General features: G+C 40.1%; 15 protein-coding genes. 5 read left to right on the top strand and 10 right to left on the bottom strand.

Annotated features, from left to right (window positions below; translation table 11 throughout):
- Positions 1-10: 10 nt before the first annotated feature.
- The gene (locus tag ACYVIL_RS03275) at positions 11-1,252 is read right to left on the bottom strand and encodes a saccharopine dehydrogenase family protein (protein WP_460311541.1); all 1,242 of its coding nucleotides are present in this window, start codon (positions 1,250-1,252) and stop codon (positions 11-13) included.
- A gap of 448 nt (positions 1,253-1,700) precedes the next feature.
- Between ACYVIL_RS03275 and ACYVIL_RS03270 the strand changes: the two genes are divergently transcribed.
- The 4 genes from ACYVIL_RS03270 (at position 1,701) to ACYVIL_RS03255 (ending at position 7,914) form a co-directional block, all read left to right on the top strand.
- Positions 1,701-4,289: an intermembrane phospholipid transport protein YdbH family protein gene (locus ACYVIL_RS03270; protein ID WP_460311540.1), complete on the top strand. Its 2,589-nt coding sequence runs from the start codon at positions 1,701-1,703 to the stop codon at positions 4,287-4,289.
- A gap of 14 nt (positions 4,290-4,303) precedes the next feature.
- Entirely contained in the window at positions 4,304-4,465 is a 162-nt protein-coding gene (locus tag ACYVIL_RS03265) for a YnbE family lipoprotein (RefSeq protein WP_460311585.1), read from the top strand.
- Positions 4,466-4,471: 6 nt separating this feature from the next.
- Positions 4,472-4,792, top strand: coding sequence for a YdbL family probable chaperone protein (locus ACYVIL_RS03260; RefSeq protein WP_460311539.1), 321 nt, complete (start codon positions 4,472-4,474; stop codon positions 4,790-4,792).
- 407 nt (positions 4,793-5,199) lie between these two features.
- Positions 5,200-7,914 (top strand): cation-transporting P-type ATPase, encoded by a 2,715-nt coding sequence (locus ACYVIL_RS03255; RefSeq protein ID WP_460311538.1) that lies wholly within the window; start codon positions 5,200-5,202, stop codon positions 7,912-7,914.
- A gap of 120 nt (positions 7,915-8,034) precedes the next feature.
- Here the strand turns inward: ACYVIL_RS03255 and ACYVIL_RS03250 are convergent, their stop codons facing one another.
- The 6 genes from ACYVIL_RS03250 to ACYVIL_RS03225 all read right to left on the bottom strand — a co-directional run bounded on the left by ACYVIL_RS03250 (position 8,035) and on the right by ACYVIL_RS03225 (position 17,789).
- Positions 8,035-8,988, bottom strand: coding sequence for a universal stress protein (locus ACYVIL_RS03250; protein ID WP_460311537.1), 954 nt, complete (start codon positions 8,986-8,988; stop codon positions 8,035-8,037).
- A gap of 15 nt (positions 8,989-9,003) precedes the next feature.
- On the bottom strand, positions 9,004-10,692 hold the full coding sequence (locus ACYVIL_RS03245; RefSeq protein ID WP_460311536.1) for a cation:proton antiporter: 1,689 nt from the start codon (positions 10,690-10,692) through the stop codon (positions 9,004-9,006).
- 276 nt (positions 10,693-10,968) lie between these two features.
- On the bottom strand, positions 10,969-12,711 hold the full coding sequence (locus ACYVIL_RS03240; RefSeq protein ID WP_460311535.1) for a potassium/proton antiporter: 1,743 nt from the start codon (positions 12,709-12,711) through the stop codon (positions 10,969-10,971).
- A 153-nt stretch (positions 12,712-12,864) separates the two neighbouring features.
- Positions 12,865-13,989, bottom strand: a complete 1,125-nt coding sequence (locus tag ACYVIL_RS03235; RefSeq protein WP_460311534.1) for an ABC transporter permease — start codon at positions 13,987-13,989, stop codon at positions 12,865-12,867.
- A gap of 3 nt (positions 13,990-13,992) precedes the next feature.
- Positions 13,993-16,764 (bottom strand): ribosome-associated ATPase/putative transporter RbbA, encoded by a 2,772-nt coding sequence (gene rbbA, locus ACYVIL_RS03230; protein ID WP_460311533.1) that lies wholly within the window; start codon positions 16,762-16,764, stop codon positions 13,993-13,995.
- A complete protein-coding gene (locus tag ACYVIL_RS03225) occupies positions 16,764-17,789 on the bottom strand; it encodes an HlyD family secretion protein (protein WP_460311532.1) in 1,026 nt (341 codons plus the stop codon). Before ACYVIL_RS03225 ends, rbbA begins: the two co-directional genes overlap by 1 nt.
- A 606-nt stretch (positions 17,790-18,395) precedes the next feature.
- On the opposite strand from ACYVIL_RS03225, the gene ACYVIL_RS03220 reads away from it, so the two are divergent.
- A complete protein-coding gene (locus ACYVIL_RS03220; protein WP_303472085.1) occupies positions 18,396-18,923 on the top strand; it encodes a GNAT family N-acetyltransferase in 528 nt (175 codons plus the stop codon).
- 120 nt (positions 18,924-19,043) lie between these two features.
- On the opposite strand, the gene glgC is transcribed toward ACYVIL_RS03220, so the two are convergent.
- The 3 genes from glgC to ACYVIL_RS03205 all read right to left on the bottom strand — a co-directional run bounded on the left by glgC (position 19,044) and on the right by ACYVIL_RS03205 (position 23,022).
- Positions 19,044-20,351, bottom strand: coding sequence for a glucose-1-phosphate adenylyltransferase (gene glgC / locus ACYVIL_RS03215; RefSeq protein WP_303472087.1), 1,308 nt, complete (start codon positions 20,349-20,351; stop codon positions 19,044-19,046).
- A 606-nt stretch (positions 20,352-20,957) separates the two neighbouring features.
- Positions 20,958-21,566, bottom strand: coding sequence for a response regulator transcription factor (locus ACYVIL_RS03210; protein WP_303472089.1), 609 nt, complete (start codon positions 21,564-21,566; stop codon positions 20,958-20,960).
- The gene (locus ACYVIL_RS03205; RefSeq protein WP_460311531.1) at positions 21,559-23,022 is read right to left on the bottom strand and encodes a PAS domain S-box protein; all 1,464 of its coding nucleotides are present in this window, start codon (positions 23,020-23,022) and stop codon (positions 21,559-21,561) included. Before ACYVIL_RS03205 ends, ACYVIL_RS03210 begins: the two co-directional genes overlap by 8 nt.
- Between the last annotated feature and the right edge of the window lie 183 nt (positions 23,023-23,205).

The raw sequence follows: 23,205 nt of genomic DNA, 5'->3' as shown, positions 1-23,205 counted from the left end.
TTTTTAATAGTCAGTTAAGGTATTCAAAAGTCATCCCAGCATGCTTTTCGAGTCGCTCGATCAAATCGTTGCCAAATACTGTTGAAGGCGTCCAAAAGCCACCTTTTACTTTGTTTGAACCAAGCTCTTCAACCAGTGCAAGAGCAACTTCACCTAACATTTTACTTGTTGAACCATAACCAGGATCGCGGTTTCCGGTGACTTGGGTTTTAATTGTTTTACCACTAGGGGTTTCACCGAAAAATAGCAGTGTGAAAGAGCCGTCTTCTTGCTCTTTAGGACTTGGCCCTTCACCAGGTTGAGGCAAATGCTTGGCAGCGAACTCACGCAAAAGATTGTATTCCATTGCTTTCATACCGGTTGCCATGGCTGAACATGACACTGCAGACTTTAACCATCCCATGGTGCCACGACCCACCATGACAGATTCATCATATTGAAAATCTTTACCCCAAGGATGACCTAACAGCGCATGACTGCGATGAACTATTCGCGTGTTAATTACAGACATAACAAAGGGAATCAACCAATTACCGCTTGCTTTGTGAAATTCAGGAGTCACTACTTGTGGTTGCTTGACTCCTTTTCGTTGAGATTTTGGCGCAATGGAATACGGATTTGTCATTTGAGCTGCAACAGAAGGATCTTTTGCTTGTTCTGCGATTGCATTTAGGCCACTGGCGACTGTGCCACCACTTGCACTTCCACGCATGCTTTTCACCAATAAACGGACCCTAGTACAGGGTTCACCGAATAACGCTAAAGCCTGCTGCTGCGTATAATAAACACCTAAATCTGACGGAATGGAATCGAAACCACAACTGTGAACGATCTTAGCCCCAGTTTCTACTGATTCAGATTCATGGGCATCGATCATGCGTCGGATCCACTGCGCTTCGCCAGTTAAATCACAATAATGGGTACCGCTAGCAGCACAGGCTGCAACTAACTTAGATCCGAACAACGCATACGGCCCTACTGTTGATACAACCACTTTGGTTAACGCAACCATATCATCCAAAGCCGCACGATCACCGGAGTCTGCAATGATGGTAGGCAGTGACATTTCCCTTAGAGCAAGTTTTAGCTGGTTTAACTTGGATTGATTTCGCCCTGCGATTGCCCAACGTATGCGCCCTACTTCGTTTTTATTACCGTCTATGCCATGTCGATGGAGTAAATGCGCCACGACGAGTTTTCCAACAAAACTAGTCGCGCCATAAACGATGAGATCGTATTGAGACTGTGACATAGATACCCCTCTTAACTAATTATATAGGGCGTTTAAACCATGATTTGGATACAACGTTAGAAAGCACCTTGTGAGAGTGTACTTTGCGTTTTGTATAATACAACTAGTACTCTAATGGTTAAGTCAGTTTAATCAAGTCTATTTCTAACACTGCTATTTTACATTAGCCAAGCATTAAGCCATCCATTAAGTACTCAACTGCTTTGGATAGTCTTAGGGTTATCGACACAGTTTAAAAGCAGAAATAACCTTGCAAACTGGACATTCTAAATCGCGATTCACTTCGTATCTTTGTCAAAGAATTTGCCCAATCGGCTTTTTCCCTATGATAGTATTTGTAGGTAATTTTTCACAATCGAACATACAGTGTGGATAGATCTAAACTGATCATTTTTCGTATTGAAATTTTATATCTGCTGCGTAAATTCAACTTTAACTCAGGAAGCGAATGTTAGTGAGATTTAATAAAACATTCCATTATGTATCCAAGGCCCTCCTCCCACGCCTAATTTTACTGATGTTTGCCATAACCCTTTGTGCTTTCGTATTGAGAAATAGCTTGGTTATTTGGTTAAGTAATTTGTGGTTAGCTGAAGATACATCAATTGTCTGTTTGGATTTCGATATTGGGTCAGATCCTTTTATTAAGGTTCAATCCCTGTGCCTCGAATCAGCGGATGTAGACATAAACATTAGCCATGGTCAGTATTTTATTGGCTCTGATTGGCTATCAAAAAGTAGCTATCTTAATCAAGCCAGTGTGACTATAGATACCCTGGTAGTTAGCCATAAGCAAAATCTACAGCCTGCAAGCAATGAGACAGATCAAAATAGTGATTTAGGGGATCTTTGGACACTTCCAGAGAGCTTACCGTTAATCACCATGGATAACATTACGATTGACTCGTATCTTATGGAGCAACCTGTAAGCATACGCATTTTCCAACCTGACCGTTCGCAATTGGCCATACGCGGAGATATTGAAGGAAACTTACTGATCAGTGAAAGCCAAGGAAAGGGTCTAATCAGTGGTGATTTAAATTGGTCTGCGGGTTTAATTTTATCAAAAAGCCAGGAGCTTGAAAATTTAGTTAAACCCTATAAAAACTTTATCAACAACTGGCAAAATTTAGTTGAATCGCCAATTTATAGCCGTTTTGAGTTCACCGGCTCAGTCCTAACTGGTCAACACAAATTAAGCCTAAACAATATTGTAAATCTCCAAGACTGCAAGCTCCCGGTTCAACTTAACGGTGAAATTGATACCGCTTTAGATTTTACATCATGGCAAATACAAGCTGATTTGAGCCGTTTAAAGTCAAATTTTGAAATCAATCAATGTGCCAAAATCGATGTTGTGAATGAATTCGTTAAACTAGATAGCTGGACGTTAGAGGTACCTAAAGTGAGCACCTTTAATGAGGGTTCTATTCATATACCAGAGATAAACCTAATATCGAATACTTTAGCAAATCCGTTATTACTGGCTATAAAGGATATTGAATTAAACAACCAATTGGAGGCAAGGTTAAATTATCACTTATCGTTGAATTCTAGTATCGCAGAGCTATTAATGAATGAGCAAAACGCCAATGCAAAACTGCAGATAGCTGCCACAGGTAGAATAATAAAGAAAACGCAAGAAACCCATATAAATGGGACGAATCTTCTGCAATTTTCTGACGTTACAACAGAATTTGGCACTGTTGAAAAGGCTAAAATTGCCTTTGATTTTAGTTTAAAACAACTAGCCAACTCCCCTTGGCAAGCTAATGCAACAGGGAGTATTGAGGCCAATGATTTAGCGAAAGAAGCATTGGCGATCCACTCTATTTCCAGTGACTTGAAAATTGACGGTGACAGCATTGAACAATTGGCTGTTCAGGTTAAAAGCAATCTTCAGAAGATAACCTATAACGACTTTGCAGCGAAATCATTAGGTAGTAATCTCAGCCTAAATATAAAAGACATACAAACACTGAGCGGCACGGGAAAATCAAAAATACAGGGCATCACAAGCAGCGCATTCAACCTAAGCCATATTGACTTTAAACACGATGTAAATGGTCAAATACAGCCTTTCCAACTCACCGGAAACCATGAAATCACCATGCCCTCAGGCCTGTTAGCCAACCTTTTTCACAATGAACAAACCATTACTCTTTTGATGCCCGAACAATCGGTTACCTACCTCAACCCATTGGTACAACAATTTGTTCCTGAACTGAATTTAATCACAGGAAAAATAGGGGTTAACCTAACAAACGACAATGCCAACCGTGATTTCAACGGCCAATTAACAATTAACGGATTAAGTGGTGAATATCAAGACTATCAAATCATCAACGCGCAATTTGATGCGCCTTTTCGACTTGATTCATCTGGAATTCAGCTTAACCATGGCAAGATGACCGTTGAAGAGATTAATGTAGGTGTGCCAATGACCCAAATTGAAGCCAAAGTTTCGATGCTCAATACTATCCCTAAACTCGACTTTGCAGAAGCTCGAATCATTGGCGGACGGGTAACCCTCACTGATTTTTGGCTGGATAATCGTAAACAACTGCTTAAACTCGATATTGATGATCTCGATTTAAATCAATTGGTTGAGTTACAAAATCAAGAAGGGATAGAAGTCAGTGGTGCAATATCCGGCGATCTTCCCATTTATTGGGATTCAGGTTTTAGCACCATTAAGCAAGGTATTTTACTGAATGATGGTCCAGGTAAATTAAAAATAACTAATAATGAGGCTTTCAATGCTATTAAAGAACAGCAAGATCAATTAGCCTTTCTAGAGAACGTGGAATTTAGTAAGCTTTCTAGCGAAGTTTCTTTATCAGATGATGGCTGGTTGGACTTAAAAATTGGTATTAATGGCGTTAATCCTGACAAACAACAGGAAATAAACTTTAATTATAGTCATACGGAAAATATCTTTACGTTATTTAAGTCAATGAGGATAACCAACTCAGTGCAAAACTCCATAGAAAAACGTATTCAACAAAGATTATCAAATAAGGATAAGAATCTGTGAAAAAATTGCTCATAATGCTTCCAGCAATGTTCATTGTCGCCTGTACTCACAAAGTGCAGGTGGAAACGAAAGAGCCCATAACCATCAATATTAATGTCAAAGTTGACCACGAAATACGAGTCAAAGTTGATAAAGAACTAGATGATATATTCAGTGACGACAGTGATTTATTTTAAGGAGTAATGATGAAAATTTTACGTATAACAATGTTAAGCGCCCTACTCTTTTGTAGTGCTGTATTTGCCCTAGAACTTGGTGAAGCCAAACAAAACGGTTTAGTTGGAGAACAAGAAAATGGCTATTTAGGCGCAGTAGTTAACCGTTCTGACGTTTTAGAGTTAGTCGGAGAGATCAATGTTAAACGCAAAGCTAAATACATTGAATTGGCGAAAAAAAATAATATCGCTTTATCTCAGGTTGAAAAATTAGCGGCCAAGAAAGCCTTCGAAAAAACCGCTAAAGGACATTACGTAAAATATGACGGCGATTGGGTGAAGAAATAATAATGAATCAGGCTTTGGTACGTTTAACCTAACAGGTTTAGGTTTCGAAAGTCTTCCTTCTCGGTGATCTCTAGGTCGCTGATTTACACCATTTGCTAGTTTTTCGAGGTAGCTGCATGGATGCACTACAACCTCTCGTTGAGAAAAACAGGCATCATCAGCTTAAATTTTAAGAAACTATCCCCCCACAACCGCTTTTAATTAGAAACGATAACGTATCGCCATGTTCATACAAATACTACGTACTATTCCCGATATCGAGTGAAATTAGGAACCACTATACTTGCTGTGTTTGATATGAACAAAGTCCCTAACTTGTGACATTTGATTGCCATAGAATCTTAAGTAAACACGCTACTCGCTAAAGTAGTTTGCAGTCATAGGGCATTAACTACAGGATCGTTTGAATGGCCGCATTTGAAGAGTACACATCCAACTTACCATGGCATACTATTTCCGCCCAAGAAACCCTTAAAAAACTGCATACCTCGGAGTTAGGCGTAACCCAAACCGAAGCAAATAAACGCTATGAAAATCATGGACCTAACCGTCTTGAGCAAGGGGTTGGACGTAATCCAATTGTACGTTTCTTGTCACACTTCCATAATATATTAATTTATGTATTAATCGCCTCGGCAGTGATTACCAGTTTACTAGGACATTGGATAGATAGCGGTGTCATCTTAACCGTCGTGGTCGCCAATGCTGTCATAGGCTTTATTCAAGAAGGTAAAGCCGAACAAGCAATGAGTGCAATTCGTCACATGTTGGCGCCACAGGCAAATGTCATTCGTGATGGACAACGAATTACCATCGACGGTGAAAAGTTGATACCGGGAGATATGGTGTTACTAGAAGCCGGCGATAAAGTGCCTGCCGACTTAAGATTATGCAGTGCACACAATTTCTATGTTCAAGAAGCTATTCTAACGGGCGAATCGGTTCCCGTTGGAAAAAACACAGATGCAGTCGAAGAAAATTCGTCCCTCGGTGATAGGTCATGTATGGCATTTTCAGGCACCCTTGTCACTAGCGGACAATGCAAAGGAATTGTCGTAGCAACGGGTTCAGACACGGAAATAGGACGAATTAGTGGCCTGTTAGATAAAGTTGAAACACTCACCACTCCCCTAGTGTCGCAAATGGGCGTATTTGCAAAATGGCTAACCATATTCATTTTAGTCATTGCTGCTCTGTTAGTGGTATTTGGCACCTTTGTTGCGAATTATGAGTTTACTGAGATGTTTATGGCCGTGGTGGGACTATCGGTGGCTGCCATACCTGAAGGATTGCCAGCGGTACTCACCATCACCCTTGCCATCGGTGTGCAAGCTATGGCCCGTCGAAATGCAATTGTGCGACGCTTACCAGCCATTGAAACCTTGGGATCTGTTTCCGTTATCTGTACCGATAAAACCGGTACACTCACCCGCAATGAAATGATGGTGTCATCGATTCTTACTCACAAACATCTATTTAACCTAACCGGAAACGGCTACGAACCTAAAGGCACGCTAACTTTAAATAATAATGCGATCACGCCAGATGAACATTCAATGTTAGAAGAAATAGCCCGTGCTTCAGCCTTGTGCAATGATGCCGCCCTTAATCAAAAAAACCACAAATGGTATGTTGAGGGCGATCCAATGGAAGGCGCTTTGTTAGCATTTGCAGGTAAAATGGAACTTGATGTCCATCAGGAAAGAGCATTATGGACACGCACTGATGCCATTCCCTTTGATGCAAAGTACCGTTTTATGGCGACTTTAAATCATGACCACCAACAACATGCGTTTGTTTTCATCAAAGGTGCCCCAGAACAGATATTAGCCATGTGTAAAAATCAACGGGCTGCCGATGGCTCGACAGAAACACTTGATAGAAATTACTGGGAAGCACAATCTGAAGCCATAGCCGCACAAGGACAACGCGTTCTCGGATTTGCGATTAAATCGTTACCCACTCAGCACACGGTATTAGAACATCAGGATATTTGCGACTCCGCCACTTTGCTAGGCCTGGTGGGTATGATGGATCCCCCTCGCCAAGAAGCAATTGAAGCGGTGGCACAATGCCACCGAGCCGGTATTCAAGTTAAAATGATCACCGGTGATCATACTAAAACAGCAGCCGCTATAGGCAAGCAAATAGGTCTTGAAAATGTATCAAAGGTACTGACAGGTGCAGATCTCGATAAACTGGATGATGGGGCTTTACAACAGGCCGTAAAGGAATGTGACATCTTTGCTAGAACAAGTCCCGAACATAAACTGCGTTTAGTTATGGCTTTGCAATCCCATGGTTTAACCGTTGCCATGACTGGCGATGGGGTTAATGACGCGCCCGCTCTTAAGCGAGCAGACGCAGGGATTGCCATGGGCCAGAAAGGCAGCGAAGCGGCCAAAGAGGCTGCAGATCTGGTCTTAGCGGATGATAATTTTACATCCATCGTTGCAGCTGTTGCCCAGGGACGTACCGTTTACGACAACCTTAAAAAAGTCATTAGTTGGACATTGCCTACCAATGCTGGAGAAGCCATGACCATAATTGTGGCGTTACTAATGGGAATGACTTTGCCTGTTACGCCTATACAAATTTTATGGATAAATCTCGTTACGGCCATCACCTTGGGAGTTGTTTTAGCCTTTGAACCCACAGAGGACGACACTATGCTGCGACTCCCTAGGAATCGCAACGAGCCCTTGTTAAATGCAGGATTGATCTGGCATGTGATATTTGTATCACTATTATTTTTGTGTGGGGTTTTTGGTATTTATCAATATGCAATTGATAAAGGTTATGCAATAGAGTTGGCCCGTACCATGGCCCTAAACACCCTGGTAGTGATGGAAATATTTCATTTATTTTTTATTCGCAATATTTACGGTACATCCTTAACTTGGAAAGCAATTCGGGGTACAAAATTTGTGTGGTTGGTGATCCTTGTAATTACCCTTGCACAATTTTCGATCACTTACATTTCGCCTCTACAAAAGGTATTTGATACTGAGTCGATCCCATTTTTGGATGGGCTAATCATCTTTGCTGTGGGCGTTGCGTTATTTACCATTATTGAGATTGAAAAACAGTTAAGGTTGGCGTTTAAAAATGCGGTTAAATAACCGCCTTAACCAAATTTCCCATAGTTATTCAGATTATGGATACTAAAGAAAATTGGTTAGACGGGGTTTCATTCACTAGTTAAATATATGTCACCCAATTTGATAGCTGAGTACCCACCTTTAAGATACTGGTGATACAAAGCCTTTGGGTTTAATTGCTAATACCGAACTTTGTAATTGATACAGAATAGTCTCTGCGGTGTTACCAATAACAAGCCCTGCAATTCCGGTTCTTGCTACAGTTCCCATTACCACTAAATCAGCCCCAATGCGTTTTGCTATTTTAGGGAGTTCTTGTCCTGGGTCTCCACGACTAATGTGGGAGCGAAGGGATAAAAAGTTGAACGACTCCTCGCCTAACCTTTCCTTTAATCCCGTTAAAATGGTTTCCATCTTAACTTTTCTGTTTTGATATTCTGATTCATACAGTTCTCTTTCAACTTTTTCGGGTTGTTCCACCCATAAACTGATAAAGCCGGCATCGGGCACTTCATAAGCATTTACAATATGCAGCGTTGCAAACTCTGATAAAGATAATGAACCAGCGAGTTCAATTATCATCTCATTTAGCTCTTCATTGCAGCTTTCATCATCGTCTGAATCAAAATCTATTGCTGCCATCACCTGCTTATACTCTAATAATTCATCTTTTTTCATTAAAAAAACAGGACAAGGACAGTTACGTAACAGTTGCATATCATCACTGCCAATTAACCTGTCTAGCCAACTCACTTTATCGGCCTCTTTAATCACCAGGTCAAATTGTTGCGACAATACAGCTCGGATGCTTTCTAGGTATCGTTTACCTACTCTTATCTCGGAATGGATTTGCAGGTTTTGATCTAACGTTGAAATTAATTTTTGTAGCCGTTGTTTTTCACCATTTAGTATATCTTGCTCAAGCTTTTGCTTATCAATGGTACTATTTTTGGGGATAGATAACTTCGGTATAACATAAAGAAGCGTTAAATCTGACTGATTATTTTTAGCAAGAGAAACAGCACGCATTAATGCATTTGATGGCTCATTAATGTGATTGCTCATTACGTATAGAAAGTTCTTAAACCTTTTCATATTGAGTATCTCCTATTAGATTTTATTTGGTTCAACATATAAACCATCAAGCAAAAAGTTGGCAGTCCGATCCGCGGTATCTTGAAAGGGTTCTAGAATGAGATCAAAGCCAAGTAATGCAAGTTCTTCAGTATCGTCACTGTTATGAGAAACTGCGCCCAATTTTCCATTAAAGCCTGCTGCTTGTGTCAATTGCGCAACGGTTTTACGAATATCTTCTGATGATAATCCGATATGATGGTGAGGAATGGTAGATAGCAACCATTGGGCATTTTTAAGGGGTAATTCGAGCATAAACTCTGCATCTGTTGCATCACCATATTCTGTATTTAACCCCAAGTAATTCCACCGTTTAATTGCCGTAGGATTGAAATCTACGCCGAGGACATTAACCCCTTTTTGCTTTAAGCGCATCGCAATTGCGGTCCCTAACCGTCCTAACCCCAAAATAATCACTGGAAAATTATCACAGTCCCGGTTTGCGGTTGTTTTTTCTCGTGGGGCACCGGGTCGTTCAAACAAACTAATAACAGGTTCAAATAACCCATATAGCTGATGAGAATATGTGATCATATAGGTGGAAGCCGCAATAGTGACAATGCCAACTAAGGTGACTAAACCCAAAATGTCGGCAGTGACGTGGCCTAAACTGATCCCCATGGCGATAAAGATTAATGAAAATTCGCTAATCTGAGCAACCGTTAAACCGGCGAGAAATCCGGTTCTTTTTCGATAGCCTAGAATTCCCATGATCACCATGACAATCAATGGGTTACCAATGAGAACAAACAATGAAAATACGATTGCTCCTTGGAAATGAGAACCAAGTAAGGTCAGATCTAACGATGCACCAAGGGCTACAAAAAAGAATAGCAATAAAAAATCTCGTAAAGGTGCTAACCTAGCTGCAATACTTTCACGATAGGGTGTAGAAGCCAACGAAACGCCGGCTAACAAGCCCCCCACTTCCATGCCTAAACCGACTAAATCACCAATGGCGGCAAATAGTGCAGCTTGAGCTATTGCATAAATAACTAGCAACTCAGGTACTTTGGCTAGCATTTCAGTTAATGGGTTGGCAATATAACGAACAAAAATAACGACAAAAGCGACTAAACCAATACCTGAAATAGATACCTGCCAAACAGATGATTCACCGCCATGCCCTGAGCCTATACCAATGGCTGCTAATACAATCATAGCCAACACAACCACTAAATCTTGAACAATCAAAAAACCTAAAGCGATTTGCCCATGAAGTGAATCTATTTCACGTTTATCCGATAATAATTTAACAATGATAATAGTGGAGGAAAACGTAAGGGCAACTGCGACATATAGGCTGGTCATATGATCTAGACCAATAGCGATACCTATGTAGTATCCAACAAAAGACGTGAAAGCGACTTGCCCAAGACCCGTTAAAACCGATACGCCACCAATGGATTTAATCAACTTTACGTCGAGTTTAATCCCCACTAAAAACAACAATATGGCGATACCTAATTCGGATAAAAGCGTTATTTGCTCTTGAGAATGAACGATATCTAACACAGATGGGCCAGCAATCAGTCCTACAGCAATGAAACTGACAATAAGGGGTTGCCGTAACAGTAAACCAATAAAGCCCAACAAAGCAGCTAAAACTAAAATAGCAGCAATTTCTGCAAAGGATGATCGAGAAATAATATCAAATATGTCCACAACAGCTTCCCTATTTTTTGTCGCCTTACTGATTTGAAGGTTTTGTGATCTAGAGGGATCCATATCCCGCTAATTAAAAACCCAAAGATCCCCTATCCTGTTGTTCTGGAATCCTATTCTTCTTCCTTAATAGTTAACATCCCACTGTGTTAAATAACCGTTATCTTCTTCTCCCTATGCAAGCGGAGAGGTTAGAAATTCCAAAAGTGCTTATTTATAGCTTAGTCAATAATTGAAATTATTTTTCCATTATCATTAGAATTCAGTTACCCAAAATCAGCTATTTTCCACTACCGATGATAACTTTAAGCCCACAGAGACAATGTGATCTCCATCAACTTCTCTTACGATTAGCTTCACTTCACCAAGTTTGACATGATCCCCCACCACAGGCTTTCCATGGAAATGATTAATCAGGTAACGCTCGATGGTGATCCCCTCTTGAGATGAGTCAACTTCAAACCCGTATAACTGTGCAATATCGGTTAAACGTGCTTCTGGGTTTAATACAAACTCACCAAAAAACCTATCAGACTCTAAAAATGGTGAATGGGCTGCTGATGCGAAAAAACGACCGAATGCTGATCGGGCACTACTCGTTGCCAAAATCATTACCTGATCATCACCTAATAATTTATCCTGCTCATCAACATCTGCCATAATACCTCTGCGTATGACACCGACAACCTGGCTACCTTCAGTCGATGGTAATTGTCTGATGGTTGACTCAGCAGCGCGACTACCCGATAAAACAGGATAAATAAGCAGTTCTTTATCTTGCTCATGCTTTATTTTTAATTGTAAATACTCCGGTTCTTTGGCACTGGGTGGTAATTCAATTTGCAACCACCTTGCCAGCGGTGCCATTGTCCACCCTTGGAGTACCAAGGAAATTAACACCACGAAAAAGACCAATTCAAAATAAGTTTGCGTATGCTCAAGCCCGGCTAAGGATGGGAACAAGGCAAGGATGATAGGTACCGCCCCGCGCAAACCACACCAACTGATAAAGGTTTGTTCACGCCAAGGGAAATGGAATGGCAGCAACGAAATGAGTACAGCTAGCGGCCTAGCGATAAAAATAAGAACAACTGCAATGGCTATCGCAGGAATTATGATGGGGACTAAATTACTGGGAGTCACCAATAACCCCAACATTAAAAACATACCAATCTGGCTCAACCAGGCTATTCCATCATGAAAACGGTGAATATCATTGCTATAAGGCAACGAAGTATTTCCAATCATCACGCCAGTTATGAAGATTGCGAGGAAGCCACTTCCATCCCATAGTGTTGTCAGGCCAAAGAGACTTATGCCGCCAGCCAAGGCTAACAGAGGATATAAAGAAACAGGCAATGCAACCCGCCGTAACAATTGAGATAACACATAACCACCGGCAAAACCGATGGCCAGCCCTAATCCCATTTGTTGGAAAAGCTCGTTAAAAATGGTCCAACCTTGATTGCCCTCTCCACTTAATTGAATGATTTGTACCAAGGTAATGGTCAAGAATATAGCCATTGGATCATTGGATCCGGATTCAATTTCCAGTGTCGCGCCGGTGCGCTCTTTTAGTTCTAACCCGGCATTTCTTAACAAACCAAATACCGCTGCTGCGTCGGTTGAACCTACAATAGCGCCTATTAACAAACCTTCCTGCCAGGGTAAACCTAAAATGAGATGCGCCGCATAACCAGTTATGCCTGCGGTAATCAACACCCCCACGGTGGCTAACGATAACGCGGGTTTTAAACTTACTCGAAAGGTATCTCTGCGGGTTCCTAATCCACCGTCAAAAATAATGATTGCCAAGGCAACGTTTCCAAACAGGAAAGCTAAACTAAAATCATCAAATTTTACGCCACCTAATCCTTGCTCACCAGCTAGCATGCCTAACAATAGAAAGACGAGAAGAATTGGTGCACCGATGCGACGGGTAAGAACAGTCGCCATCACACAAAGTAGTGCAAGAATAGCTGCGGCAAATATATTTTGGTAAATAATATCTATGGACATAAATTTCCTAAGTAGGCCAAACGTCAGACAAGTACTTTTGGGTAATAATACTTCCTAGAGTCAATTTACTAAAATTCGCTATCACTTACATACTTTTTAATTGCAGTGCTCCTTAAAATGAAAAGTAATTAAGCGTCTAAACACGCTGTAAAGCTAATGCTCAGTGGCAATACTTCTGCGAAATAGGGCTAGGCTTGAAATAAGGAATACTGATCCTAGACCAACAATAAATAACAATTGGGGCCATACAATGAGTAAATCAGCTCCTCGAAAGACCACTGCTTGCGCAAATGCCATATAATGACGAGAAGGTAAAAGCATGGTGAATGGTTGTATAATATCAGGCTGACTTTCAATGGGGGTTAAACCACCAGAAAGTAGCATCATAGGGATAATTACAATCATTAGTAGCAGCGCAAATTGCGCCATGGTTCGCGCGATGGTGCCAAGAAAAATACCAATCGCCGCTGCAGCAAACAAATACAGAGTAGTGCCTGCCAATAACAACCAATGAGAGCCAACAATGGGTACTTCCAATATTTTGCTAACAATCAACCACATAGAAAGAGAAAATGCGACAAGAATAATCAATCCATTTGCCCAGACCTTAGACATCGCTATTTGAAATGAGTTAATTGGCATAACCAACAAATGCTCAATAGTGCCATGTTCTCTTTCCCGTAATAGTGCCGCCCCCGTTAGGATAATGGTTAGAATCGTGATTTGATTAAGTAAGCCATTGATCGCGCCAAACCACATGCCTGTTCCATTTGGATTAAAAGAACGACGAGAGACTAAAGTGACTGCGTAGCTTGTATCCTCATCTGACCGATTTACAAAATGATTAACTTCATTGTTTACTATGTTTTGGATGTAACTATTTCCCAAGCTAGCTTGTGAAACAGCTGTCGCATCCACGTCTATTTGAATCGTCGGTTGGCGTTGATCTCGCACATCTTTTTCAAAATTAGGAGGGATACTGATGACAAAAATAAATCGGTCGTGATCCATAGCTTCGTCAATCTCATTCGCTTGAATTAACTCAGGTTGTTTAAAATAAGGAGGATATAATGCATTTGCAATTCTTCTCGACAATGCTGAATTATCTTCATCAACAATTGCCACTGAAGCATTGTTGACCGATTCACTGACCGCCGTAGACTGCAAGTAAATATCAAGGCTAAAGGAATAAATAACTAATCCCACTACTACCAAGTCTCTTATGACAGTGCGTAATTCTTTCGTGCCAAGATAAAATATATTAGACCATTGTTTCATAGATTAGGCCTCTTGCTTCTTCAGTAAAGCCGAAGCTATGAAAACGAAAATGGGCCCAAATAAGGCGAGAATAAACAGATCTTTGGTTAAATCATTAAACCCTAGACCTTTAGTAAAAGCTGCAACACTCATATGCATGTAGTAAGTAGCGGGCCAAATTGAACCAACAAATTGACCAACGCCTTCTAAGGTTGATGTTGGTTGAATAATGCCTGAATATTGAATAGTCGGCATTACAGACAACACTGTAGTGGCAAAAATAGCCGCAACCTGAGATTTGGTCATAGAAGAGATCAGTAGACCGAATCCCGTCGACGCACAAACATAGAAGAATGCGCCTAAGGCAAGACCTAAGAAGCTACCTTTTAGGGGCACCTGCAACAAAAACACCACCATCATGGTTAGAATTAAAAAATTAATGAGTCCAATACAAACATAGGGAAGTTGTTTGCCGATTAAGAATTCCGTCGTGCTGGTGGGCGTAACGTAGAAGTTCGTTATTGTCCCAATTTCTTTTTCACGGGAAATACTTACCGCCATGAGAATCGCTGGAAACAACAATAACAACATTGCGGGTGTTTTGGGTCCGATGGAATAAATGGTTTCAAACGTTGGGTTATACCGATAGCGAGATTCCATAGTCACATTATAATAAGCATCGGCATCAATTCCCGCTTCAGTGGCAAGCACAGTTAGATATTTAATATGTCCACCAGAAACATAGCCTTCTATGGTACCTGCTCGAGTTGTATTTGCGCCATCAATCCAGGCTGACACACTAGGTGTTTGACCTTTTTTGAGATCTCGCCCAAAACCAGGCGGGATCACTATTGCTAGGGTTATATCATTAGATTTTAAACGTGATTCTAGTTCCGTTTGTGTTTGCAGTGCTTGTTTTTCAATAAAATAGCGAGAGCCTTGAAAATTACTGATGTATTGCCGGCTTTGGGGAGTTTGATCATGGTCAAGTACGGCAAATGTTAAATCTTCCACGTCTAGTGATATACCATATGCAATAACCACTAACAGAATTGCACTTCCTAAAAATGCGAACGCCAGCCGGATAGGATCACGAATAACTTGTTTAGTTTCTAAAAAGCTATAGGCAAGCAGTCTAAATAAACTAAACCTTTTGGGTGTTAGATCTTCGTCTTGAGTTGGGGTTGCCTGTGACAATCGCTCTTGACTTAGTGCTACATCTTGAGGCTGACTATGTCCTTGATTTTCGCCCATTGCTGCTTGTATATAATCAACAAATGCGTCTTCCAATGAGTCTGCGTTTTTCTCCGCCACTAAATTTTTCGGGGTGTCACAGACTAGCACTTGTCCGGCATGCATCAGGGAAATACGGTCACAACGCATTGCTTCATTCATAAAGTGCGTTGAGATAAAGATAGTCACTTTATCGCGACGAGACAACTCAATTAGCAATTGCCAAAAACCGTCACGTGCAACGGGATCCACGCCAGAAGTGGGTTCGTCTAGAATTAAAATCTCGGGCTCATGAATAACAGCCACCGCCAGTGAAAGGCGTTGTCGAATCCCTAAAGGCAATGATGACGCAAGGGAGTGCTTAAATTCTTCAAGGGAAAATCGCTCAAGTAATTCTTCAATTCTTGTTTTCATTTTGGCAACGGATAAATGAAACAACTTGGCGTGCAAAGTTAAGTTTTCCAAAATACTCAATTCACCGTATAAGGAAAAACCTTGTGACATAAACCCCACTCGCTTACGGGTTTCTAAATCGGATGCATCTACCTCTTGACCGAAAAGTGAGGCTTTACCCTCAGACGCAGGCAATAGTCCGGTTAACATCTTCATTGTGGTCGTTTTACCACACCCATTTGAACCTAAAAAGCCAAATATCTCCCCTGCTTGAATATCAAAACTCACATTATTGACCGCTGTAAAATCGCCGAAACGACGGGTTAACCCCTCGGCAACGATGGCGGGTGTTGCTTTTGATTGTTCGAACGGCGGAATAACCAGCTCAATGTCTTTTTGCTGAATTTCTTTGGGAAGAAGTTTTACAAATGCAGCTTCAAGATCATCAGTATTGGTTTTCGATTTTAACGCTTGGGGGCTACCTGTTTCTAATATAACACCGTTATTCATTGCCACTAAATAGTCGAAACCCTCGGCCTCGTCCATATAAGCGGTAGAGACAATTACAGTCATTGAAGGTCGATCTTCACGGATACTAGCAATGAGTTGCCAAAACTGTCGCCGTGATAAGGGATCAACCCCCGTTGTTGGTTCATCTAAGATAAGAAGATCTGGATTATGAATTAACGCACAACACAAGCCCAACTTTTGCTTCATGCCGCCTGATAATTTTCCAGCGGGTCTCTTTAAAAAGGCATTTAACCCAGTTGCCAGGGTTAATTTTTTAATTCTACTGTTACGCTCAGCGGAATTTAAATCAAACAACTTGCCGAAGAAATCCAAATTCTCTTCAATACTCAGTTCAGAATACAAGTTTTTTCCCAAACCTTGAGGCATAAACGCAATGCGTGGACCGACTCTATTGCGGTGTGCTTGAGATCCCATATCTCCGCCGAGCACCTCGAGTTGGCCGTCCTGTAATTTTCTCGCGCCAGAAATTAAACTCAGTAAAGTAGATTTACCCACACCGTCAGGCCCGAGCAAGCCAATCACCAAACCTGAGGGAATATCTAACTCTATGCCATCTAAAGCTAGGTTCTTTTTATATTTGTGTCTAAGATTCCGAATTGTGGCAACGGAAGACTTAGTGTCTGCCTTAGCATAATCCATCAGTTAGCGCTTTCTTCAGATAGTGTTTTGCTAGGTGGAAAGTTTTGCAGCTCTTCAGGCCATTCCGAAGGCGAATCGTCACCTTCAGGGGCCAGACGTATATAGGCCATCCCACGCACACCTGTTTTTACTTGTTCAATATGAGACAACACTAATTCCTGAGGAATTTTCACTTTCACGCGAAACATTAGCTTATTTCGTTCATTTTGAGTTTCAACCTGTTTGGGGGTAAATTGTGATTCGGGTGAAACAAAACTGACAGTGGCTGGAATAGCGTAATCAATGATATCGAGCTTAACACGTGCCTCTGCACCTATGGCGACTCGATGAGCTTGATTGGAAGGTAAAAACACCTCCATGTACACATCAGCCAAATTAATAATGGTTAACACTTTACCACCGCTTCCTAAAACCTCACCCGGCTCTGCAAGGCGATAAAGTACCCGTCCAATCGTCGGTGACACTAGCGTCGCATCTTCTATTTGAGTTTTAATTTCATTCACTACGGCTTGCAACGCATCGACGTTTCTCTGACGAGAAATAAGCATAGCGTCTGCGGCTTCAACGGAAGCATCGGCAACCGCCAGAGCACTCACTCGGGTATCGTAAGTCTCCTTACTAACAGCTGACTTTTTAATCAAATCACTCGCTCGGGATAACTCTTGTTTAGCCAGCAACTGCTGAGCTTTTGCTTGTGCAATTGACGCGTTGGCTGAGGCAATTAAACTTTCTCCAGCTGCAACATCAGCTTCGGCACGTAATAATTGGGCTTCAAGTTGATCCGTATTAATACGAGCTAAAGCTTGTTGAGGTTGAACTAAGTCCCCTTCTGCAGCAATAACTTCCTGCACACGCCCTGCTATCTTAGTTGAAATATCAACCTGTACAGCTTCAATTCGACCGTTACCCGAAGCGAAATCTGACGGTAAAGATGGTTGTTGAATAAAACGCCAAAGCATCCAAGTTCCTACCGCAACGATGACGACTAAAATAGCAATAAAAGGTAATTTGTTACCTTGCTTCATTGTGTATCCTTAACGTATTTTTAATGTTTTTTAAAATAATTAAAGGGCTTTATAAACGTTAGCTCTTTGCTGATTTGAATCTAAAGACCTCTTTGTAGACTGCTCTATTTTGCCACTTAATAGTGCAATCAAATAATCGTATTTAACCTCATTTGGAATAGATTTGACTGAATTCATTCACTCTGAACCCAAATAGTATTGTATTGAATGAAGTATTGTTGAGTAAAATTCGATATCAGTGGGCGGAAGGACTTTGTGGTAATTTTGCAACTGTGAAACCGAAAGTGTTTTAAGGATCATTTTTAATTCTTTTAACCTAATAATTTGAATTTTAATGCCTAGCCCTTTGTTTATAAATTCGCAATTCCGCTTATAAAAATGTGGAAACTACGTAGTCCAATAAATTTAACAAAAAAGTCTATAAATTGACTAACTTGCCCTTTAATTAAGCATATAGATTAACAAATAACGGCAGATTTTTAGTTATTGCTAAGTTTAGAATACGTAGAAACCACAATGTAGGTTGCGCTTTCCCTTATTGTCGTAATTAGCTTATTTACTATACTTAATTTTGGAGAGCGTTTAATTAATCAGAGAAAATCTACCATGACAGTTAAACTAACCACGGATCATTCCCATTTAAAAATTGGCGAATTAAATGTCACAGTTCGCCCCATAGAAATTGAAGATAAGCAAATTGAGGCTGAATTTGTTAAAAATCTATCTGCGCAAAGTAAACACAACAGATTTATGGAAGGCATCAGGGAGTTATCCCCTTCGATGTTGGATAGAATGTGTGAAATCGACTATGTCAATAACATGGCTTACATAGCAACCATCGAAGAAAACGGCAAGGAAAAACAAATTGGCGTATGCAGATATATGAAAGGGAACCAAAACGATGCTAGGGAAATGGCCATTACCGTGGCAGATGATTATCAGAATCTAGGTATAGGTACTGAGCTGTTTAATCACTTGTATGTCCATGCTAGGGCAAACTGTATTAAGAAGCTTTACTCTATTGATTTACGAAGTAACCGTAAAATGCATAAGTTCGCCCATAGTGTTGGTATGCAAATGGACGTTGATCCGGAAGATGCTAACCAAGTTATTTATAGCATTTCGCCCTGTTAATTCGGCTAACATCATCACGCATAAAATGTACTAGTTCAGTTTCAGTGAAACGGGTAAATCACCCGTTTCACTTTTATTCACCTACTGTATATTTTATTAGGTTACTTTGATTCCCAAATTTTATGCTCTCAACTTTTTATGTTCATGATTTTGCGCATAAATTTCAGCTTTCTTGAGCGCCCTCAGCATATCGTCAGTGACTAAGACTACCCCACCCTTACTAATTCTAAACCCTCTGGCTTTATCTAATTCATGGTCAATGCCAATGTGTAAGTTATCAGGTATGCTGCACTGTTCATCAATGACCGCTGAACGAATTTTTACGTTTTTACCAATACTGACATTTGGAAGAATAACAGATTTTTCAACAACACTATTATTCTCCACCTGTACGTTAGAAAACAACAAAGATTGCTTCACTATTGCACCAGATATGATGCATCCCCCCGATACATTTGAATCAACCGCATAGCCAGTTTTAGTTTGTTCATTAAAGATAAACTTTGCAGGTGGAGATTGCTGTTGATACGTCCAAATAGGCCAATCTTTGTCATATAAATCAATATCAGGAGTGGCAGTAACTAAATCCATATTCGCACTCCAAAACGAATCTAATGTTCCAACATCTCGCCAATAGGGAGCGAAATTTGGATTTTCGGATCGAAATAAAAATGCCTCTACATGATCATTTTTAATCGCGTTAGGAATAATATCATGGCCAAAATCATGCTGAGAATTTGGATTTTTGGCATCTTCAATAAGCTTTTCAATGAGGAAATCTGTACTAAATACATAATTTCCCATGGACGCTAACGTTGAACCCGGTTTGTTTTTCATCACCCATGGATTAATAGGCTTTTCTTGAAATTCATTGATCCTATTGTTTTCAGCAACAGACATGACACCGAATTTCCCTGCCGCTTCTTCGATGGGCATCTCAATACATGAAATAGTCATATCAGCACCACTTTGTGCATGTTGCGCAAGCATATCCGCGTAATCCATTTTATATATGTGATCTCCTGATAACACCACAATATACTTAGGGGCATTTTCGCGGATAAAGCCAATATTTTGATATAAAGCATCGGCAGTGCCTGCATACCAACTATCTGAGTATTGTTGTGATGCGGGTAATAATTCTACATACTCACCTAAATCTCTGTTTAAGTGCCCCCACCCTCTGGCGAGGTGACGCAAAAGACTATAGGCTTTATATTGAGTGACAACGCCTATTCTTCTAATACCTGAATTAATACAATTTGATAGTGGAAAGTCTATAATTCTAAATTTCCCGCCAAATTGAACGGCAGGTTTTGCCTGATGTTGGGTCAATTCACATAAACGCGTGCCCTTACCTCCAGCTAGAACTAAAGCCAAGGTATCTCTGGTTAAATGACTCACATACCGACTATTTGAAATGACCATCTGCTTTCCTCTATTAATTAAATTATTTACTTAACTCAAGGTTTTAGAAAAATTGGTAAAACCATAAAAAGCTAGTTTTTACAGTTTCACTATTTGAAAATGATTATTTAAATTTTATTTCCGCTTTTACATTAGCTATTTGCGTTTTTATAAAAATTGAAGCTTTAGCGGTATTTTTTTGCGTTGTACTTATACAAATTAGTTTACGATTCTCACCAACCATAGGTTATTGGAGGTTTCTCGTAATTGATTGTGGAAAATACGTAATGTTTAGGAGGTATCTTTAAGGGGATTAAAACTTACCCGCCAATTTTGCATGAAAAAGGTAAGGAACAATGAATTAAACTATGTGAAAAATGATAGAAACTAACCCTTTCTTAGGATGATAAAAGGATTGCTTTCTTTAATAGAGGCTAAAATACGGGACTTCGGTTTATCACAGTTTTATGACAAGAATATTGTGGAAACCCCTAATATCTTTGAAAAGACCCTTTGGTTAGGATGATTGTGTGTAGACCCAGTCACACAGCAACTACCTGAAACATCAGTTTCAGTTCCTACTTGGAGTTCACCTATCCAACCATAGATGAACTCCGTTTTTTTTGCCTATTGTTCTGACAGTATTTTAATACGCACCAACTGTGCTAAGGTTTTTGCGCCTAATTTTTCCATCACATGAGATCGATGAACCTCAACGGTACGTTCACTAATGTTGAGTTCAGACGCTATCATTTTATTCATTGCACCATCGGCTACTAAGTCAAACACTTCCTTTTCACGGCTTGAAAGTAAATTGATTTTTTTAACTTCGTTTTGTTTGTTAAAAATACTGATGTTTTGCTTGGTATTTAATGCTAACGCTTCATTAATGCGATCAATTAAATTCTGTTCATTGAAAGGTTTACGAATAAAGTCTAACGCGCCATTTCGCATTGCTTCTACTGCCATGGGAATGTCACCGTGACCGGTAATGAAAATGATTGGTAGCATACTGTTTAACTGTTTTAACTTAGACTGTAATTCTAAGCCACTCATTTTAGGCATTCTAATATCGAGTACGATGCACCCTTTCATGTCATGATTAAATACCTCTAAAAACTCATTACCATTGGCGAATGTTTTAGCTCTAAGACCGATGGATGCTAATAACATTTCCATACCATCCCGAATCCCTTCGTCATCATCAATGATAAAAACCGTTTGTTGGTCAGTCATGCACTTTCTCTCCCGAAATAGGTAACGTAAAATAAAAAATGGTCCCGTAGCGTTCATTGTCTTTAAAATTTAACTGCCCACCGTGCTCTTCAATAATGGATTTTGATATTGATAAACCAATTCCCATACCATTCTTTTTAGTGGTACTAAAAGGTGTGTAAAGCTCATCTTTTAAAGCCTGAGACAAACCACATCCAGTATCTTCGATGGATACCTGTAACGTACTTTGTGAAACTTGGGTGGTCTTTATCGCTAATATGTTGCCATTTTTAAACTCTATGGCTTGCATTGATTCCATGGCATTTCGCAGTAAATTAAGGATAACTTGCTGTATTTGGACTCTATCTACAAATACTTCAACATTTTCGCCAATTGTATCAACCTGAATAGTAATTTCATGTAAACGTGAGACAGGCTCTATTAGCTTAATCACCTCTTCTATTAATATATTACTCGCCACCGCTTCTTTTTGGCTATCCCCCTTTTTTGTCATTCTTTGCACACGCTCTAACACACTTCCGGCACGAAGAGATTGTTGCGTTAACTTATCAAGTAATTCTGGAAGCCCATCATAGTGCCGCTTTTCACACATATTTTTAGCTGTAGCAGAAAACAAGGCTATTGCTGTTAATGGCTGATTAATTTCATGTGCCACTGCAACGGCCATTTCACCCAAGGCATTTAATCGGTCAAAATGGGCTAATTGTTCAGTCAGTCGTCTGGTTTTATCTTCAGAAGCCAATTGCTGGGTTATATCTCTTATTAAACCAACAAATACCCTTCCCTCTGGGTTCACTATTTCACTTACCGACAAATGTATGGGAAACATAGACCCGTCTTTACGTTTCGCGGTTAATACCCGACCCGTTCCAATGATATGAGTTTCATTAGTTTCCATGTATTTAGCCAAATACTGATCATGTTGTTCACTTTGTTTGGGAGGCATTAGGATTTTAACGTTTTTGTCTAAAACCTCCTGCAAAGAATAGCCAAACATTTTTAACGCAGCATTATTAAAACTTTTTATTTTTCCCACTTGATCGATTGTGATAACAGCTTCAACAACAGAATTCACGATAGCCTCAGCAAAAGCATGGCTATGCACTAAATCTGCTTGGGCTTGCTTTATGGAAGTAATATCGGTAATAAACCCCTCGAACAGAATGTCTTCGTCAGAATTGGAAGAGTTGCTCAAAATGGCCTCCCCCCTTTCCCAAACGTATTTAATTTCATTGCTCTTGGTTATAATCCTATATTCAAACTCAAAACGTTCTTTTTGTTCAACAGCCTCGTCTACTAATTTTGCAATCCGCGGATAATCTTCAGGGTGTAAGATTTGTCCCCAAAAAATAGCACCGCTTTCAAACTCTTGTTTGCAATATCCTGTTAACTCCTCACATTCCTCATTCACTAATACAATGGGCCACCCTTCGGTATTCAGTGATTGATATGCCATACCAGGTAACATTTTTAAAAAGTGTTCGTTTTTTTTGCGATCTTCTTTTAAAGACTTTTGGGGTTCTAGGGATTTTCCCCTCTAAAGTAACATAAATCGCCATACTCACCATATTTAAAGGCATACAAAGGTGGGTTACTTCTCCAAAGTATGGCAAATTATGAGGTTAACAACCCCTTAAAC

The sequence above is a fragment of the Aliiglaciecola aliphaticivorans genome (genome assembly GCF_054782055.1).
Note: the sequence above shows the minus strand (reverse complement) of the source record. Positions and strands in the feature narration are given on the sequence as shown.

What these genes read in the sequence shown, in the direction of transcription:
- ACYVIL_RS03225 (WP_460311532.1), bottom strand. Translation starts at nt 17,789, where the DNA reads ATGAAGCAAGGTAACAAATTACCTTTTATTGCTATTTTAGTCGTCATC.
- ACYVIL_RS03275 (WP_460311541.1), bottom strand. Translation starts at nt 1,252, where the DNA reads ATGTCACAGTCTCAATACGATCTCATCGTTTATGGCGCGACTAGTTTT.
- ACYVIL_RS03260 (WP_460311539.1), top strand. Translation starts at nt 4,472, where the DNA reads ATGATGAAAATTTTACGTATAACAATGTTAAGCGCCCTACTCTTTTGT.
- ACYVIL_RS03220 (WP_303472085.1), top strand. Translation starts at nt 18,396, where the DNA reads ATGACAGTTAAACTAACCACGGATCATTCCCATTTAAAAATTGGCGAA.
- ACYVIL_RS03270 (WP_460311540.1), top strand. Translation starts at nt 1,701, where the DNA reads ATGTTAGTGAGATTTAATAAAACATTCCATTATGTATCCAAGGCCCTC.
- ACYVIL_RS03240 (WP_460311535.1), bottom strand. Translation starts at nt 12,711, where the DNA reads ATGTCCATAGATATTATTTACCAAAATATATTTGCCGCAGCTATTCTT.
- ACYVIL_RS03235 (WP_460311534.1), bottom strand. Translation starts at nt 13,989, where the DNA reads ATGAAACAATGGTCTAATATATTTTATCTTGGCACGAAAGAATTACGC.
- ACYVIL_RS03255 (WP_460311538.1), top strand. Translation starts at nt 5,200, where the DNA reads ATGGCCGCATTTGAAGAGTACACATCCAACTTACCATGGCATACTATT.
- rbbA (WP_460311533.1), bottom strand. Translation starts at nt 16,764, where the DNA reads ATGGATTATGCTAAGGCAGACACTAAGTCTTCCGTTGCCACAATTCGG.
- ACYVIL_RS03205 (WP_460311531.1), bottom strand. Translation starts at nt 23,022, where the DNA reads ATGGCATATCAATCACTGAATACCGAAGGGTGGCCCATTGTATTAGTG.
- ACYVIL_RS03250 (WP_460311537.1), bottom strand. Translation starts at nt 8,988, where the DNA reads ATGAAAAGGTTTAAGAACTTTCTATACGTAATGAGCAATCACATTAAT.
- ACYVIL_RS03210 (WP_303472089.1), bottom strand. Translation starts at nt 21,566, where the DNA reads ATGACTGACCAACAAACGGTTTTTATCATTGATGATGACGAAGGGATT.
- ACYVIL_RS03265 (WP_460311585.1), top strand. Translation starts at nt 4,304, where the DNA reads ATGCTTCCAGCAATGTTCATTGTCGCCTGTACTCACAAAGTGCAGGTG.
- glgC (WP_303472087.1), bottom strand. Translation starts at nt 20,351, where the DNA reads ATGGTCATTTCAAATAGTCGGTATGTGAGTCATTTAACCAGAGATACC.